This window comes from Variovorax boronicumulans, from assembly GCF_029892485.1.
In the GTDB taxonomy this organism is placed as follows: domain Bacteria; phylum Pseudomonadota; class Gammaproteobacteria; order Burkholderiales; family Burkholderiaceae_C; genus Variovorax; species Variovorax boronicumulans_B.
This window is the reverse complement of record NZ_JARXVG010000014.1, coordinates 1-16,191: the sequence shown is the minus strand read 5'-3', so window position 1 is coordinate 16,191 and position 16,191 is coordinate 1. Positions and strand designations below refer to the sequence as shown.

Genomic DNA, 16,191 nt, shown 5'->3' with positions numbered 1-16,191 from the left:
GTTCCACCGCGCGTCACCCCTCCCGCCCTTTTGTTTCCGTTGCTGTGGGGCCGCTATTTTGCCGTTGCCCGGTGACGCCGCAAGCCGACGACGGCAATCATTCGTAGATTTCGGCGTCCGGGTCGGTCGCTTCCATCTCGTAGCTGGCCGCGACCATGGCCAGGCGGCCGACCACGCCGTACATGTAGAAGCGGTTCGGCGCGCTCGCGCCGGGCTTGGCACCAGGCTGGGGCATGTGCGTGCTTTCCGAGAAGGCCAGCGGCACGTAGCTCGCGCCCGGCAGCTTGAGGTTTTCGTCGGCGGCCTGCTCGGCATGCACCCGGTAGAAGCCGCCGACCACGTAGCGGTCCATCATGTAGACCACCGGTTCGGCCACGCCGTTGTGCACGCGCTCGTTGGTCAGCACGCCTTCCTGGACGATCAGTTCGGTCGGCTCGCGCAGGTCGCGGCCCGCGGACGTCTTTGCCGCCGAGGAAGTGCTGGTGCGCGACTTGCCGATCAGCGATTCGACTTCCTTGGCATCGCGCACCGTCACGACGCCCGGGCTGCCGCTGCCGCTGTGGCCGCCCTTGACGACCACGAACGGCTTTTCGTTGATGCCGTATTCCTTGTACTTGCGGCGCACCTTGGTGAGCACCGCGTCCACATGGCTGGTGAGCACGTCGATGCCGCGGCCCTCGGCGATGTCGACGCCTTCGGCCCGCGCATAGATCGGGTTGATGAGCCAGGGGTCGATGCCCAGCAGCTTGCCCAGGCGCTTGGACAGCTCTTCATAGCTGTGCAGGTGATTGCTCTTGCGACGAACCGACCAGCCCGCGTGCAGCGGCGGCAGCAGGTACTGCTCGTGAAGGTCTTCGAGGATGCCCGGCGTTCCCGCAGAAAGCTCGTTGTTGAGCAAAATTGTGCAGGGATCGAAGTTCTTCAGCCCCAGTCGACGCTTGCCGCGCACTACCGGCTCGAGAGTCACGGTCTCACCGTTGGGCAGCTCGATCTTCTTGGGCGACTTGATGGCCGGGTCGACGGAGCCGATCCGCACGTTGAGCCCCGCCATGTGGAAGATGCGCACCAGTTGCGCGATATTAGCGAGATAAAAGGTATTTTTGGAGTGATTTTCCGGAATGACGAGCAGGTTGCGCGCCTCCGGACAGATCTTCTCGATGGCCGCCTGCGCGGCCTGCACCGCCAGCGGCAGCATCTCCTTGGTGAGGTTGTTCCAGCCGCCCGGGAACAGGTTGGTATCGACCGGCGCAAGCTTGAAGCCCGCATTGCGGATGTCCACTGAGCTGTAGAACGGCGGCGTGTGCTCCATCCATTCGAGGCGGAACCAGCGCTCGATGGCGGGCATCGAGTCGAGCACCCGCTGCTCCAGTTCGTTGATCGGGCCGGTCAGGGCGGTGACTAGATGCGGAACCATGCGGCGGCCTTCTTCGATTTGTTAGAGGCTGAGAGGCAATTCGGCGTGGCCGAGCAGCCTCCGCGAATGGGTCCAATCAAGGCGCAAAGCGCAGCCATAGCTCGGGCTATGGCGAGCATTTGCAACGCAGAGTGGGCCCGTTTGCGGGGGATGAGCGGTCATGTCGGATTGCCTCTCAGCCTCTCAGAGGTGGAGCGGGATTGTAGGAATTGGGGGTACATGCCCCAATGACAAGACCGCGGGAGCAGCACGCATCAGCTTCGCACTTCGCCCTGGCCGAGCACCACGTACTTGAGCGAGGTCAGCCCTTCGATGCCGACCGGTCCGCGGGCGTGGAATTTGTCGGTGCTGATACCGATCTCGGCACCCAGGCCGAACTCGAACCCGTCCGCGAAGCGGGTGCTCGCATTGACCATGACGCTGGCCGAATCGACCTCGCGCAAAAATCGCTGCGCATGCACATGGTCGCGCGTGACGATGGCATCGGTGTGGTGGCTCGAATAGCGGTTAATGTGCGCAATGGCCTCGTCCACGCCGGCCACGACCTTGATGCTGATCACGGCGGCGAGGTATTCCTCGGACCAGTCGGACTCGACCGCATCGACCACCTTGGCGGCCGGATCGGCGCCCTCGTCCGCTCGCAAGATGCGGGCGGCGGCCGGGTCGCAGCGCATTTCCACGCCCTTGGCGGCGAAGATGGCGGCGATCTTGGGCAGGAAGTCTTCCGCGACCGCCTCCGACACCAGCAGGCCTTCGGCGGCATTGCAGGGGCTGTACTTCTGGGTCTTGGCGTTGTCCACGATGCGCAGCGCCATGTCGAACTCGGCCGTGTCGTCCACGTAGACGTGGCAGTTGCCGTCCAGGTGCTTGATGACCGGCACCTTGGCATCGCGGCTGATGCGCTCGATCAGCCCCTTGCCGCCGCGCGGAATGATCACGTCCACGAACTCGGGCATGGCGATCAGCTGGCCCACGGCCTCGCGGTCGGTGGTCTGCACCAGTTGCACCGCCTCGACCGGCAGGCCGGCTTCGGCCAGCGCCTCGGACACCAGCAGCGCGAGCGCCTTGTTCGATTCGATGGCTTCCGAGCCGCCGCGCAGGATGGCCGCGTTGCCGCTCTTGATCGCCAGGCTCGCAGCCTCGATGGTCACGTTGGGGCGGCTCTCGTAGATCATGCCGAACACGCCGATCGGCACCCGCATCTGGCCCACGCGGATGCCGCTGGGCTGCTGCTTCATGCCGATGATCTCGCCGATCACGTCGGCCATGCCGGCGAGCTGCTCGCAGCCCAGGGCCACGGTCTCGATGACCTTCGGGGTGAGCTTGAGGCGGTCGACCATCGGGGCCGAAAGGCCGGCGGCGGTGGCGCGTTCCAGGTCCTTCTGATTGGCGACCGCCAGCACCGGGCCGGCTTCGCGCAGACGCCGGGCGAGCGCCTTCAATGCTATGTTTTTAGTAGCTGCATCCGCACGGGCCATGAGGAAAGCAGCGGTCTTTGCCTGCAGCCCGAGGGCCTGCATGTGCTCGCTGACGTTGAACGCATTCATGCAAACATTTTCCCACGCCGACCTGTGGCCCGGCTTACACAGGCCTTTTGGTGCCTGGAGCCACCAAAGAAAGAAAGCTCAGGCGCGGCGCGCGGCCGCCGGTGCGCTGCTGCACGCGCGACACAGCATCAGCGCCAGCCGCTGCAGGGCCTGCCAGCCGCTGGCGGGCCAGTCGGGCTGCTTCAGGCCCTTGCAGATGCCGTCCACCAGATGCGCCGCTCGCAGCAGCCGGGCCAGCATGCGGTCGTCCAGCCGCGGCAGCACGCGCTCGAAGGCACGCTCGCGCGGGCCCCAGATGCGGTTCTCGCGCAGCGCCATCGGCAGCGGGCGGCCGGCGGCCATGGCGTCTTTCACCCGCTTGAGCGCGCGGATGTCTTCGGCGATGGTGTAGTGCACCAGCACCTCGGCCTCGCCCTCGGCCTGCAGGCCGTCGAGCATGCGCGCCACGCGCTGCGGATTGCCGGCCAGCACGGCTTCGGAGAGCTTGAACACGTCGTAGCGCGCCACGTTGTTGACCGCGCCCTCGACCTCCTCCCAGCTCAGTTCGCCTGCCGGATGCAGCAGCGCGAGCTTCTGGATTTCCTGGTGCGCCGCGAGCAGGTTGCCTTCGACGCGATCCGCAAAGAACTGCAGCGTGCGCTGGCCTTCGTCGCCCGGCATCACGCGCTGGCCCTGCAACCCCAGGCGCTGCGCGATCCACTGCGGCAGCGCGGCGCGCTCGATGGGGTCGACCTGCAGGCTCACGCCGTTGTTCTCCAGCGCCGAGAACCAGGCGCCGGTACGCGTGGCCTTGTCCAGGCGCGGCAGCATCACCAGCGTGAGCGTGCTGTCGTTGCCGGGGGCGGCCTCGGCCAGTTGCTGCAGGGCCGCGCTGCCGTCCTTGCCGGGCTTGCCCGAGGGGATGCGGATCTCGACGATCTGCTTGTCGGCGAACAGCGAAAGCGAGCCCCCCGCCGCCAGCACCGCGCTCCAGTCGAAGTGCGCGCCAGCCACGGTGTAGGAGCTGCGCTCGGTGTAGCCCTGCGTGCGCGCGGCCGCGCGGATGGCATCGGCCGCTTCCTGCGCGAGCAAGGGCTCGTCGCCGTGGATCGTGTAGAGCGGCTTGAGCCCCTTCTGCAGGTGGGCCCCGAGTTGGGCGCTGGCAAGTTGCATGGAATCGCTGCGGCGCGGGGCGCCTAGAGTTCCTTGACGGCCGCGAGGCGGCGCATCAGCTGCTGCGCGATGTCCGACTGCATGTCGCGGAACAGCAGCTCGGCCTCGCCTTCCTTGGCGAGCGCATTGGTCTCGTTGAAGCTCAGGTCTCGCGTCTGCGACACCTCGGAGGCCGCCAGCAGTTCCTTGCCGCCGGGCGTCTTCAGGCTGAAGCGCACGCGCAGGCGCAGTTGCAGCTCGCGCAGCGCGCCGGCGGAGTTGGTCGAGATGACGAAGCGGTCGCGGTCTTCGCCGAGCACCACCAGCACCGCGTCGGCGGTCTTGGCGTCTTCCTTGGGCACCAGCGTCACCGTGCCGGCCGCGCGCAGTTCGCGGCGGACCTGGTTGATCAGCGCGGAATTGCCCTCGACCGACAGCGTCTTGAATGCGAAGACCGGCGCCTTGCGCAGCTCGAAGCCGCAGCCGGCCAGGCCCACGCTGGCGCCCACGGCTGTCAGGCCGAGAAGAAAGCCGCGGCGCGGCAACGAGGCATTGCGTTTGTTCATGCTTCTATCGTTCAAAGGACCACGTTGACCAGACGGCCGGGAACCACGATCACGCGCTTGGGCGGCGCGCCCTCGGCGAAGGCGACGAAGTCGTCGCAGGCGAGCGCGAGCTTCTCGATCTCGTCCTTGGAAGCGCCGGCCGGCACCAGCAGCTTGCCGCGCAGCTTGCCGTTGACCTGCAGCATGAGCTCGATCTCGTCCTGCACCAGCGCCTGGACATCGACCGTCGGCCAGGCCGCATCGAGCAGGCCGCCCAGGTCCTTGTCGTAGCCGAGTTCGTTCCAGAGCTGCTGGGCGATGTGCGGGGTGGCGGGGTACAGGCAGCGCAGCAGGATGCCCAGGCCCTCGCGCACCGCGGCCGCATCGCCCGCGCTGCCGTCGGGCTTGAAGCCTTCGAGCGCGTTGAGCAGCTTCATCGCGCCCGACACCACGGTGTTGTATTGCATGCGCTGGTAGTCGTAGTCGACCTGGCGCAGCACCGTGTGCACCTCGCGGCGCAGCGCCTGCGCGCCCTTGCCGAAAGTCTGTCCGCCCGCCTTGGCCGGCGCGACATCCGCCTGCGCCACGCCGAAGTTCCACACCCGGCGCAGGAACCGGTAGCTGCCTTCGACGGCCGCGTCGTTCCACTCGAGCGTGGCTTCGGGCGGCGCGGTGAACATGGTGTACAGGCGCGCGGTGTCGGCGCCGTATTTCTCGATCAGGTCCTGCGGATCGACGCCGTTGCGCTCGCTCTTGCCCATCTTGCCCACGCCGCCGTATTCCACCTTCGTGCCGTCGGCCGTGGTGCCGCCGGTGATGCGGCCTTGCGCGTCGAGCACAGGCGTGACTTCGGAGGGCGGGAAGTAGTCCTTGCCGCCCTTCTCGTTGCGCTTGTAGAAGATGTGGTTGAGCACCATCCCCTGCGTCAGCAGCTTGGCGAAGGGCTCGTCGGCCTTCACCAGGCCCAGGTCGCGCATCACCTTGGTCCAGAAGCGCGCGTACAGCAGGTGAAGAATCGCGTGCTCGATGCCCCCGATGTACTGGTCCATCGGCATCCAGTAGTCGGCGCCCTCGGCGACCATGGCCTGGTCGTTCTTCGGATCGCAGTAGCGCATGAAGTACCACGACGAATCCACGAAGGTGTCCATCGTGTCGGTCTCGCGCCGCGCGGCCTTGCCGCAGACCGGGCACACCACGCCGGCGTGAAAGCCTTCGTGCTTGTTCAGCGGATTGCCGGAGCCGTCGGGCACGCAGTCGGTGGGCAGCACCACCGGCAGGTCCTTCTCGGGGACCGGCACCGCGCCGTGCTCGTCGCAATGGATGATCGGGATCGGCGTGCCCCAGTAGCGCTGGCGGCTCACGCCCCAGTCTCGCAGGCGCCAGGTGGTCTGCAGTTCGCCCAGGCCCTTCTGTCCCAGCGCATGCGCCACGGCGGCCACGGCCTCCTTGTACGACATGCCGCTGAAGTTGTCGGAGTTGATGGTCACGCCGCGCTGCTTGTCGCCGTACCAGTCCTGCCACTTGTGATAGTCGAAGTGCGGCTCGTCGTCGACCAGCACGACCTGGATGATCTCGATGCCGTACTTGTTGGCGAAGGCGAAATCGCGCTCGTCGTGCGCGGGCACGCCCATCACGGCGCCATCGCCGTAGCCGATGAGCACGTAGTTGCCGACCCACACCGGCACCTGTTCCTCGGTGATCGGGTGCTTCACGGTCAGGCCCGTGGGCACGCCCTTCTTCTCCTGGGTGGCGAGCTCGGCCTCGGTGGTGCCGCCGTTCTTGCACTCCTCGATGAAGGCCGCGACCTTCGGGTCGAGCGTGGCCGCGTGCGCGGCCAGCGGATGCTCGGGCGCCACGGCGCAGAAGGTCACGCCCATGATCGTGTCGGCACGCGTGGTGAACACGTACATGCGGCCGTCCTGGATGAGCTTTCCGCTCGCGTCCTGGATGTCATGCGTGAAGGCGAAGCGCAGGCCCTCGCTCTTGCCGATCCAGTTCTCCTGCATCAGCTTCACGCGCTCGGGCCAGCCCGGCAGCTTGTGCTGGGTGTGCTCGAGCAGTTCCTCGGCGTAGTCGCTGATCTTGAGGTAGTAGCCGGGAATCTCGCGGCGCTCGACCGTGGCACCGGTGCGCCAGCCCTTGCCGTCGATCACCTGCTCGTTGGCCAGCACGGTCTGGTCGACCGGGTCCCAGTTCACCACCTGGGTCTTGCGGTAGGCAATGCCCTTCTCGAGCATCTTCAGGAACAGCCACTGGTTCCATTTGTAGTAGCTCGGATCGCAGGTGGCGATCTCGCGGCTCCAGTCGATGGCCAGGCCCATGGCCTGGAGCTGGCCGCGCATGTAGTCGATGTTCTCGTAGGTCCACTTGGCCGGGGGCACGCCGTTTTTCAGCGCCGCGTTCTCGGCCGGCAGGCCGAAGGCGTCCCAGCCCATGGGCATCAGCACGTTGTAGCCGCTCATGCGCAGGTAGCGCGTGAGCATGTCGTTGATGGTGTAGTTGCGCACATGGCCCATGTGCAGCTTGCCGCTGGGGTACGGCAGCATGGAGCAGGCGTAGTACTTCTTGCGGCTCGCGTCCTCGGTGACGCGGTAGGCATCGGCGGCGGTCCATTGCGCCTGGGCAGCGGACTCGACGTCGCTGGGTTTGTAGCTGGGGTTCATGTCGGCTCGGCAAGAGCCCGGCGCGGGGCGCACCGGGAAGGCGGATTATCGCTTTCAGGCGGGCGTCCGGCCGCCAGACTCTAGACTTGAGGCACGTAACCTGCGTGTTGCGCGGGTAACGCCTGCTTTTCGCCCCGCCTGGAGCCCCATGAAACTGCGCCTCAAACACCTCGCCCTGGGCCTCGCGGCCGCCGCCAGCCTCGCCGCCACGCCCCTGTGGGCACAACAGAACGACAAGCCGCTGCGCATCGTCGTCCCGTTCGCCCCCGGCGGCGCGCAGGACGTCATCGCCCGCTACCTGGGCGCCAAGCTCACCGACCGGCTCGGCACCCCGGTGATCATCGACAACAAGGCCGGCGCCGGCGGCATCGTCGCCGCCGATGCGGTGGCCAAGGCGACCGACGGGGCCACCGTGCTGCTGGCCACGGGCGGTGCGGTCACCATCGCCCCCCATCTGCAGGCCAAACTGCCCTACGACCCGGTGCACGAGCTGGTGCCCGTGGCCCTGGTCGCCGACACGCCGATGACGCTGTCCGTGCGCACCGAAAGCCCCTACAAGACCATCGCCGACGTGCTGCGCGACGCCAAGGCCCGGCCGGGGCAGGTCACCTACGCATCGACCGGCAACGGCACGGTCTCGCACCTCACCGGCGCGCTGCTGGCGCAGGCGAGCGGCGTGGACCTGCTGCATGTGCCCTACCGCGGCGCGGCGCCGGCGCTGACCGACCTGCTGGGCGGGCAGGTGGCGGTGATCGTCACCAGCGTCGCCTCGATCGAGCCCATGGTCGCGAGCGGCAAGGCGCGGGTGCTCGGCACCTTCTCGCGCGCGGCCCTGCCCAGCATGGGCACGGCGCCGACGGTCGGCGAAGCCACGCGCCTCGCGGGCATGGAGGTGCCGGTCTGGGTCGGCGTGATGGCGCCTGCGCGCATGCCGGCCGCGGGCATCGACAAGCTCTCCGCAGCATTGGTCGAGGTGTGCAACCTGCCGGAAACGAAGCAGCGCTTCGCCCAGCTGGGCGCGATCAACACCTGCGGCAATGCGGCGGCGCTCGGCAAGGTGGTGACGGAAGACAGTCAACGCTGGGCCAAGGTGATCAAGCAAGGTGGAATCAAGGTTGACTGAGGCTGCGATGGAAAAGTATCGCGTCGGCATCGCGGGCACCGGCGCCATCGCGCTGGCCTGCGCCGCATGGCTGCGCCAGGCGGGCCACGGCGTCACGCTCTGGTCGCCGGGCGGACAGGGCGCCGAGGCCTTGCGCACGCAGCCGCTGGAGGCGGGCGGCGTGCAGCCCTGCACCGTGACGGTCGAGGTCGCCGACGATGCGGCGCAACTCTGCCACGCATCGGACGTGCTGCTGCTCGCCCTGCCGGTCAACGGGCACAAACACGTGATGGACGCGCTCCTGCCCTTCCTGCGCGACGGCCAGACCGTGATCGTGAGCTCGATGGCTTCGCTGTCGTCGCTCTACCTCCACGAAGCCGCACGGCGGGCAGGCAAGCAGGTGACGGTCGCGAGCTTTGGCACGACCGTGCTGACCGCGCGCCGCGAATCGGGCACGCAGGTCAAGGTGATGACGCGGCGCAAAGCGGTCGGCGTGTCGGCGCTTCCGGGCACGGACGTCGCAGAGGCCGTGGCCCTCTGCACCGCGCTGTTCGGCGAAGGCTTCTTCCCGCAGGACAGCGTGCTCGCGAGCGCGCTGGCCAACGTCAACCCGCAATCCCACGGCCCGCTCGCTGTCTTCAACTGGACCCGCATCGAACGCGCCGAGAACTGGCCGCAGTACCACTGCATGACGCCCGGCGTGTCGCGCGCGATCGAGGCGCTGGACCTGGAGCGCCGCGCCGTGGCGAAGGCCTTCGGCATCGAGCTCGGACCCATCGAAGAGCACTTCGCGCGCTCCTTCGGCACCGCATCGGCGCGGCTCGAGGACATCGCCGCCGAACTGCACGCCAAGCGCGGCGGCCCGCCCGGCCCGGTGCGCACCGACACCCGCTACGTGACGGAAGACATGCCCTACGGCCTGGCCTTCGTCGAGGCGCTGGGGCAGATCGCCGGCGTGCCCACGCCCGCGACGCGGACCATCGTGGACGCCGCCTCGCTGGTCAATGGCATCGACTTCCGCCAGCAGAACGATCTGCTGGCGCCGCTGGGCCTGGCGCGCGAAACCATCGCCGGGCTGCTCTCGCGCCTATGACCCGTCGGCGGGAAAGACCGGCTCGCCCAGGTTGAGCATCAGCCGGTTGGCCCAGGCGAACAGGGCCACCGAATGAATCAGGTCGAGGATTTCGAGTTCCTGGAGCCCGGCCTCTTTCAGCACCCGGATGTCCTCGGCCGACACCTTGTCCGGCTCCGCGCCCAGCTTGATCGAGAACTCGACGATCGCTTTCTCGCGCGGCGAGGTGCCAGCCGACGCGGGCTCCTCGAACACCTGCCCGATCACGTCGTTGCGCTTGGCCAGTTGCTCGAAGCGCTGCGCATGCACCGACGCGCAATACACGCAGCCGTTGACGCGCGACTCCACCGTGGCACCCAGCTCGCGCTCGGCGCGCGGCATGCCGCCCGGCGCGAACATGATCGCGTTGAAGGCGATGGAGCGCTGCAGCAATATCTCGGGCTGGTGCGCGAGCAACAGGAAATAGGGCGAGGTGCGCGCCTGCGGGCTCATCTCGTCCAGCGCGGCCAGCTGGGCCGGCGTGGCGGTGTCGACGCTCACGGTGTCGAGCCACGGCTTCCACTTCAGCACCTCGGTGGTGAAGCCCTTGATGCGGATCGGAGCCGTCATGCCGAAACCTCCGCGGCGGCCAGCGCCTTGAGGCCCGCGACGAGGCGGATCTGGTAGGAGAGAAAAGCGATCAGCTGGCTCAACGCCACGAGCGCCGGCGTCGAGAGGCCATGCGCAGCCAGGGCCTCGATGGCCGCGCGGTCGCCCTCGATCGGGCGTTCGATGAGCTTGCCGGTGAAGCTCAGCATCGCGCGCAGCCGTGTATCTGCGAGCGAGGCGATGTCGCCGCGCTCCACCGCATCGGCCACCGCGGCGTCGGCGTTCTCGGCGGCCAATTCCTCGCGGTAGTGCGCGGCCAGGTTCGGCGCCTTCGAGACGCGGCAGGCATGCAGCGCGACCAGCAGGCGCTCGGTGCGGGTCAAGCCCTCGACCGCGTGCGAGAACATTGCGTCGTGGCTGCTCTGGGTGGCGGCCACGACCTTGTCGCGCTGCCGGCGCAGCGTCCAGGTCGGCTGGTCTGGCGCGAGGGGCACGGCGTCATCGACCACGTCGATGGCCGGCAGCGCCACGGAAAGATTCGTCATGCGGTTCCTTGATGAAGAAAGTTCAGATGCGTTCACCGGGCGGCAGCGCCGGCACCCACTCGTCGCCGAACAGCTCGGGCTCGCTGTAGGCCTCGAGGTTGGCGAAGTGATGGTCGAAGTCCTCGCGATAGAACAGGCTCGCGATGCCGCTCGCCAGCCGCCTGGCGCCATCGCTGATCGCGGGGATGTCACCCGACACCGTGCCGTGCGACAGCGCCGCCGGGTAGCAGAAGCAATGGATGCGCTCAAGCCCCGGGCATTCGCCCGCCACGCGCTCCTGGAATTCGAAGACGGCTCCGAGGTCCGGCGAATCGGACAGCTCCTGGTCCTCGTCGCCGGGCGCGGGCACGAAACGGTCCTTCCACGCCCGGATGTGGGCGGCAATGGCATCGAACTCGGGGCGGTTCGGCCAGTCGACCTTGAAGCCGGTCGAGACGATCAAAAAGTCGAATTCGAAATCGCCCTTGGGCGTCGCCACGCGCATCGAATCGCCCTCGGGCGTGACCGAAAGGATCGGGCAGCCGAAGTTGAAGAACGCATTCGGAAATGCCGACACCCGCAGCGTGCTGCCGTGCGGCGGCGGCACGTTCGCGACGTTGATGTAGTGGCGGATGCGCCATTTCAGTTCGTCGGGCAGATCGAAATGCCCCTGCGTGAGGCCCGGCACGCCGGCGCCCTTGCCCTTGTTGACGCGCGGAAGATCCGGCCGGCGGATCAAGAGCTCAACGCTGCGCGCGCCGGCCTCCAGCGCGGTGGCCGCGCTGTCCATGGCCGAGGAGCCCGCGCCGACCACGCCGACGCGCAGGCCGGCGAGCTGCCCGTAGTCCATCTCGTCGGACGAGTGCGCCCATTGCGAGCGCGGCAGCGCGTTGACGAACGCCGGAACCGCCGGGCCGCCCAGGCCGTCGCGGCCGGTGGCCAGCACGACGCGGCGCGCGAGCACGCTGCGGTCGCCGGCCGGCGTTCGCAGATCGAGCCGCACTGCCGTGCCATCGGGCAGCGGGTGGATGCCGGTGACCGCGGTGTCGTTGCGTACGTCCACGTTCATCACGCGGCGATACCAGCTCAGGTAGTCCATCCACTGGAGGCGCGGGATCTTGTCCATCGCCATCCAGGCTTCGCGCCCGAACTGCGCTTCGAACCACGCGCGGAAGGTGAGCGCCGGCAAGCCCAGCGCGGGACCGGTGAGTTCCTTGGGCGAGCGCAGCGTCTCCATGCGGGCGGTGGTGGCCCAAGGGCCTTCGCGGCCGGCGGGCGAGCGGTCGAACACCACGGCGCGGATGCCCTGCTGCGCCAGCGCCACCGAGGCGGCGAGGCCGGCCTGCCCGCCGCCGATGACGGCCACGTCCAGCATGGCCTCGCCCGCCACCTGCCGCACGGGCATCCACTGGCGGCCGGGGAAGCCGAGGTATTCGAGGTCCTGGGCAAGGCGCGCCTCGAGCGCGGCGAGGGATGAAGCGGAATCTGATGTCATTTGGAAGAACGGAAACAGCGCCCAGTGTAGAAAGCTTCGCGGCCTGCCGAATCGCGCCCGATTGCCCGCAAGTGCGTATGACTGGCCCGGATTTCGCATGCCACAATGAATTCCGACCACAGGGGCAGGCATGGGCAGCAGCAGCAAGAGCAGCAACAGCGAATGGTGGCGTGGCGCAGTGATCTACCAGATCTACCCGCGCAGCTTCATGGACAGCAACGGCGACGGCATCGGCGACCTGCCCGGCATCACGGCCCGGCTCGACCATGTGGCCAGCCTCGGGGTCGATGCCATCTGGGTCTCGCCTTTCTTCCGCTCGCCGATGAAGGACTTCGGCTACGACGTGTCCGACTACCGGGCGGTCGATCCGATCTTCGGCACGCTCGCCGACTTCGACGCGATGCTCGCGCGCATGCATGCGCTGGGGCTCAAGCTCATCATCGACCAGGTGCTCTCGCACACCTCCGACCAGCACGCATGGTTCGTCGAAAGCCGCAGCTCACGCGACAACCCCAAGGCCGACTGGTACGTGTGGGCCGACCGCAAGCCCGACGGCACGCCGCCCACCAACTGGCTCTCGGTCTTCGGCGGCTCGGCCTGGCAGTGGGATTCGCGCCGCAGGCAATACTACCTGCACAGCTTTCTCACCGAGCAGCCCGATCTCAACTTCCATTGCGCCGAAGTGCAGGAGGCCTTGCTCGGCGAGGTGCGCTTCTGGTGCGAGCGTGGCGTCGATGGCTTTCGCTTCGACGCCTGCAACCACCAGTTCCACGACGCGCTGCTGCGCGACAACCCGCCGGCCTCGCTCGCATCCATCGACGAAGTGAGCACGGTGCGCGCCGACAACCCGTACGCGATGCAGCAGCACCTGTACGACAAGAGCCAGACCGAGAACCTGGCCTTCCTCGAAAACCTGCGCCGGCTGCTCGACGGCTACGGCGCGGTCGCGCTCGGCGAGGTCGGCGACGAGAACGCGCCGCCCGTCATGGCGCAGTACACCGAACTGGGCAAGCGCCTGCACCTGGCCTACAGCTTCAGCCTGCTGACGGCGGACCACAGCACAACGCACCTGCGCCACCAGGTCGAAGCGCTCGACCACGCGCTGGCGCCCACGGGCGGCTGGGGCTGCTGGGCGGTGTCGAACCACGACGTGCCGCGCGTGGCCACGCGCTGGAGCGGCGGCGGTGCGCCCGACACACGGCGCGACCGGCTCTGGCTCGCCCTGCTGCTCGCGCTGCGCGGCAGCGCCAGCATCTACCAGGGCGAGGAGCTCGGCCTGCCCGAAGCCGAGGTGCCCTTCGGACTGCTGCAAGACCCCTACGGCCGCGCCTTCTGGCCCGAGTTCAAGGGCCGCGACGGCTGCCGCACGCCGATCCCGTGGCAGGCCGACGCACCCCACGGGGGCTTCACCGCCGGCACGCCGTGGCTGCCCGTCTACGGCCCGCACCTGCCGCTTGCCATCGACAACCAGGCCGACGACCCGGGCTCCATGCTGGCGTTCAGCCGCGCCCTGCTGCACTGGCGCCGCACACAGCCGCTGCTGCGCACAGGGGCCATTGCGTTCATCGACGCGCCCGATCCAGTGCTGTGGTTCGAGCGGCGCGAGGGGAACCAAAGGCTGCAGGCGATCTTCAACCTGGGGAGCGAACCCGTGTGGCTCCCGCTGCGCGATGCGCTGGTGCCGCTGCCGGGCCATCCACTGGGCGCGACCGCCTACGTGCAGGGCAATGGCGAAAGGCGCATGCTGGCGCTGGCGCCCTACGGCGTCTTTTTCGGAACACCTGCCAACGACGAAGGACACAGCTGACCGCCATGCCACCCAAGCCCCTGCCCGCCTCCGAAGTCCGCGCGCTGATGCGCGCCGAACATGGCGACCCGTTCGCCGTGCTCGGGCCGCACGAAACCCGCGAAGGGCTCGAGGTGCGCGCGCTGATGCCCGGCGCGCAGAGCGTGGCGGTGATGCATTCGCGCACCGGCTGGCCGCTGGCGATGCTCGCGCGGCAGGAAGGCTCCGACCTGTTCCGCGGGCTGGTGCCGGCCGCGGAGGCGCGCCTGGGCTATTCGTTTCAGGTCGACTGGGGCTCGCACACCTCGCGGCTCGAAGACCCGTACCGCTTTCCGTTCGTGCTCGGCGAAACCGATGTGTGGCTGCTGGCCGAGGGCACGCACCTGCGGCCCTGGGAGCGGCTGGGCGCGCACCTGCGCGAGATGGATGGCGTGAAAGGCGTGGCCTTCGCGGTCTGGGCGCCGAATGCGCGGCGGGTGTCGGTGGTGGGCGACTTCAACAACTGGGACGGCCGTCGCCACATGATGCGGCTGCGCCGCGAATGCGGCGTGTGGGAGATCTTCGCGCCGCATGTGGCGACGGGCGACAGCTACGAGTTCGAAATTCTTTCCTCGCAAGGCGAGGTGCTGCGCAAGGCCGACCCGTTCGCCTTTTCCTCGCGGCTGCGGCCCGACACCGCCTGCGTGGTTGCGCCGTTGCCGGCCGCGGTGACGATGCCCGAGGGCCGCGCCGAGGCCAACGAGCGCCATGCGCCGATCAGCATCTACGAAGTGCACCTGGGCTCGTGGCGCCGCAAGAACGACGGCCAGGAGTGGCTCGACTACCGCGAGCTGGCCGACACGCTGGTGCCTTATGTGCGCGACATGGGCTTCACGCACATCGAGCTGCTGCCGGTCAGCGAGCACCCGTTCGACGGCTCCTGGGGCTACCAGCCGATCGGGCTCTACGCGCCGACCTCGCGCTTCGGCACGCCCGGCGACTTCCGCCATTTCGTGGAGGCCGCGCATGCGGCCGGACTGGGCGTGATCCTCGACTGGGTGCCCGCGCATTTCCCGACCGATGCGCACGGGCTCGGCCGCTTCGACGGCACGGCGCTGTACGAGTACGCCGATCCGCGCGAGGGCTTTCACAACGACTGGCAGACGCTGATCTTCAACTACGCGCGCACGGAGGTGCGCAACTACCTCGTCGGCAATGCGCTGTACTGGCTGGAGCGCTATGGCATCGATGGCCTGCGGGTCGATGCGGTGGCCTCGATGCTGTACCGCGACTACAGCCGCAAGGCCGGCGAGTGGGTGCCGAATGCGCAAGGCGGCCGCGAGAACCTGGAGGCCATCGATTTCCTTCGCCGCATGAACCGCGTGGTGGGCATCGAGCGGCCCGGCGCGGTGACGCTGGCCGAGGAATCGACGAGCTTCCCCGGCGTGACCCGTCCGCCGGAAAACGGTGGGCTGGGCTTTCACTACAAGTGGAACATGGGGTGGATGAACGACACGCTGGCCTACGCCGGCACCGACCCCGTCTACCGCAAGCACCATCACCAGCAGATCACCTTCGGGCTGATGTATGCGCACACCGAGAACTTCGTGCTGCCGCTCTCGCACGACGAAGTGGTGCACGGCAAGGGTTCGATGATCGGGCGGATGCCGGGCGACGAGTGGCAGAAGTTCGCGGGGCTGCGCAACCTGTACGGCTATCTCTGGGGGTATCCGGGGAAGAAGCTGCTGTTCATGGGTTGCGAGTTCGCGCAGGTCGCCGAGTGGAACGCGGACCGCAGCCTCGACTGGCACCTGCTGGAGCGGGCGTCGCACCAGGGCGTACGGCGGCTGGTGCGGGACCTGAACAATGTGTACCGGCATTTTCCGGCGTTGCATGAGCTGGACAACGAGGGGGCCGGGTTCGAGTGGATCGTGCATGACGATGCGGATCAGTCGGTGTTTGCGTTTGTTCGTCGTGCGCGCGACGGAGCGTTTGTGATGGTGGTGTGCAACTTCACGCCGTTGCCTCGGCATGCGTATCGGCTTGGGGTTCCTGTTGCGGGGGCTTACCGGGAGATCATCAATACAGATGGCGCCGTTTATGGCGGAAGCGGTGTGGGGAACGGGATTGTTGAAAGCTCGCCTGTGGCTTGGCATGGGAAGGCGGATTCGGTTTCTGTCAGCTTGCCGCCTCTTGCTACTGTGATGTGGGTGTTGGTTTGATGGGGTTGGGATTGTTTTTTTTCCCGGAGCCGGGTCTCGCCCCGGCGGGCGACTTACTTTCTTTTGCTTCGCCAAAAGAACGTAAGCAAAGAAAAGGCGACCCTGCTGTCTGCGTCCCTACGC

Annotated in this window: 12 protein-coding genes; 4 read left to right on the top strand and 8 right to left on the bottom strand. The window is 67.8% G+C overall.

Annotated features, from left to right (window positions below; translation table 11 throughout):
- Positions 1-97: 97 nt before the first annotated feature.
- From gshA to leuS, 5 genes are all read right to left on the bottom strand, one after another.
- Entirely contained in the window at positions 98-1,414 is a 1,317-nt protein-coding gene (gene gshA / locus M2282_RS26190; RefSeq protein ID WP_280811705.1) for a glutamate--cysteine ligase, read from the bottom strand.
- Positions 1,415-1,668: 254 nt separating this feature from the next.
- Positions 1,669-2,961: a glutamate-5-semialdehyde dehydrogenase gene (locus tag M2282_RS26185; RefSeq protein WP_280811704.1), complete on the bottom strand. Its 1,293-nt coding sequence runs from the start codon at positions 2,959-2,961 to the stop codon at positions 1,669-1,671.
- 78 nt (positions 2,962-3,039) lie between these two features.
- Complete coding sequence (gene holA, locus M2282_RS26180) at positions 3,040-4,113, bottom strand: DNA polymerase III subunit delta (RefSeq protein ID WP_280811703.1); 1,074 nt, start codon at positions 4,111-4,113, stop codon at positions 3,040-3,042.
- A gap of 23 nt (positions 4,114-4,136) precedes the next feature.
- A complete protein-coding gene (gene lptE, locus M2282_RS26175; protein WP_280811702.1) occupies positions 4,137-4,658 on the bottom strand; it encodes an LPS assembly lipoprotein LptE in 522 nt (173 codons plus the stop codon).
- Between the two features lie 11 nt (positions 4,659-4,669).
- On the bottom strand, positions 4,670-7,300 hold the full coding sequence (gene leuS / locus M2282_RS26170; protein ID WP_280811701.1) for a leucine--tRNA ligase: 2,631 nt from the start codon (positions 7,298-7,300) through the stop codon (positions 4,670-4,672).
- Positions 7,301-7,448: 148 nt separating this feature from the next.
- Here leuS and M2282_RS26165 point away from each other — a divergent pair, with 148 nt between their 5' ends.
- Together M2282_RS26165 and M2282_RS26160 are read left to right on the top strand one after the other, a co-directional pair.
- Entirely contained in the window at positions 7,449-8,423 is a 975-nt protein-coding gene (locus M2282_RS26165; RefSeq protein WP_280811700.1) for a Bug family tripartite tricarboxylate transporter substrate binding protein, read from the top strand.
- Positions 8,424-8,430: 7 nt separating this feature from the next.
- Entirely contained in the window at positions 8,431-9,495 is a 1,065-nt protein-coding gene (locus M2282_RS26160; RefSeq protein ID WP_280811699.1) for an NAD/NADP octopine/nopaline dehydrogenase family protein, read from the top strand.
- Here the strand turns inward: M2282_RS26160 and M2282_RS26155 are convergent.
- Genes M2282_RS26155 through M2282_RS26145 form a run of 3 tightly spaced genes read right to left on the bottom strand, consistent with a single transcriptional unit; the run spans position 9,490 to position 12,081 of the window.
- On the bottom strand, positions 9,490-10,083 hold the full coding sequence (locus M2282_RS26155; RefSeq protein WP_280811698.1) for a peroxidase-related enzyme: 594 nt from the start codon (positions 10,081-10,083) through the stop codon (positions 9,490-9,492). The two genes, M2282_RS26160 and M2282_RS26155, sit on opposite strands and share 6 nt — an antisense overlap.
- A complete protein-coding gene (locus M2282_RS26150) occupies positions 10,080-10,607 on the bottom strand; it encodes a CMD domain-containing protein (protein WP_280811697.1) in 528 nt (175 codons plus the stop codon). The genes M2282_RS26155 and M2282_RS26150 overlap by 4 nt, the downstream gene beginning before the upstream one ends.
- A gap of 22 nt (positions 10,608-10,629) precedes the next feature.
- Positions 10,630-12,081 (bottom strand): NAD(P)/FAD-dependent oxidoreductase, encoded by a 1,452-nt coding sequence (locus M2282_RS26145; protein WP_280811696.1) that lies wholly within the window; start codon positions 12,079-12,081, stop codon positions 10,630-10,632.
- A gap of 130 nt (positions 12,082-12,211) precedes the next feature.
- Between M2282_RS26145 and M2282_RS26140 the strand changes: the two genes are divergently transcribed.
- A complete protein-coding gene (locus M2282_RS26140) occupies positions 12,212-13,888 on the top strand; it encodes an alpha-amylase family glycosyl hydrolase (protein WP_280811695.1) in 1,677 nt (558 codons plus the stop codon).
- 5 nt (positions 13,889-13,893) lie between these two features.
- Entirely contained in the window at positions 13,894-16,068 is a 2,175-nt protein-coding gene (glgB, locus tag M2282_RS26135) for a 1,4-alpha-glucan branching protein GlgB (protein WP_280811694.1), read from the top strand.
- Positions 16,069-16,191: the final 123 nt, after the last annotated feature.

What these genes read in the sequence shown, in the direction of transcription:
- gshA (WP_280811705.1), bottom strand. Translation starts at nt 1,414, where the DNA reads ATGGTTCCGCATCTAGTCACCGCCCTGACCGGCCCGATCAACGAACTG.
- M2282_RS26185 (WP_280811704.1), bottom strand. Translation starts at nt 2,961, where the DNA reads ATGAATGCGTTCAACGTCAGCGAGCACATGCAGGCCCTCGGGCTGCAG.
- holA (WP_280811703.1), bottom strand. Translation starts at nt 4,113, where the DNA reads ATGCAACTTGCCAGCGCCCAACTCGGGGCCCACCTGCAGAAGGGGCTC.
- lptE (WP_280811702.1), bottom strand. Translation starts at nt 4,658, where the DNA reads ATGAACAAACGCAATGCCTCGTTGCCGCGCCGCGGCTTTCTTCTCGGC.
- leuS (WP_280811701.1), bottom strand. Translation starts at nt 7,300, where the DNA reads ATGAACCCCAGCTACAAACCCAGCGACGTCGAGTCCGCTGCCCAGGCG.
- M2282_RS26165 (WP_280811700.1), top strand. Translation starts at nt 7,449, where the DNA reads ATGAAACTGCGCCTCAAACACCTCGCCCTGGGCCTCGCGGCCGCCGCC.
- M2282_RS26160 (WP_280811699.1), top strand. Translation starts at nt 8,431, where the DNA reads ATGGAAAAGTATCGCGTCGGCATCGCGGGCACCGGCGCCATCGCGCTG.
- M2282_RS26155 (WP_280811698.1), bottom strand. Translation starts at nt 10,083, where the DNA reads ATGACGGCTCCGATCCGCATCAAGGGCTTCACCACCGAGGTGCTGAAG.
- M2282_RS26150 (WP_280811697.1), bottom strand. Translation starts at nt 10,607, where the DNA reads ATGACGAATCTTTCCGTGGCGCTGCCGGCCATCGACGTGGTCGATGAC.
- M2282_RS26145 (WP_280811696.1), bottom strand. Translation starts at nt 12,081, where the DNA reads ATGACATCAGATTCCGCTTCATCCCTCGCCGCGCTCGAGGCGCGCCTT.
- M2282_RS26140 (WP_280811695.1), top strand. Translation starts at nt 12,212, where the DNA reads ATGGGCAGCAGCAGCAAGAGCAGCAACAGCGAATGGTGGCGTGGCGCA.
- glgB (WP_280811694.1), top strand. Translation starts at nt 13,894, where the DNA reads ATGCCACCCAAGCCCCTGCCCGCCTCCGAAGTCCGCGCGCTGATGCGC.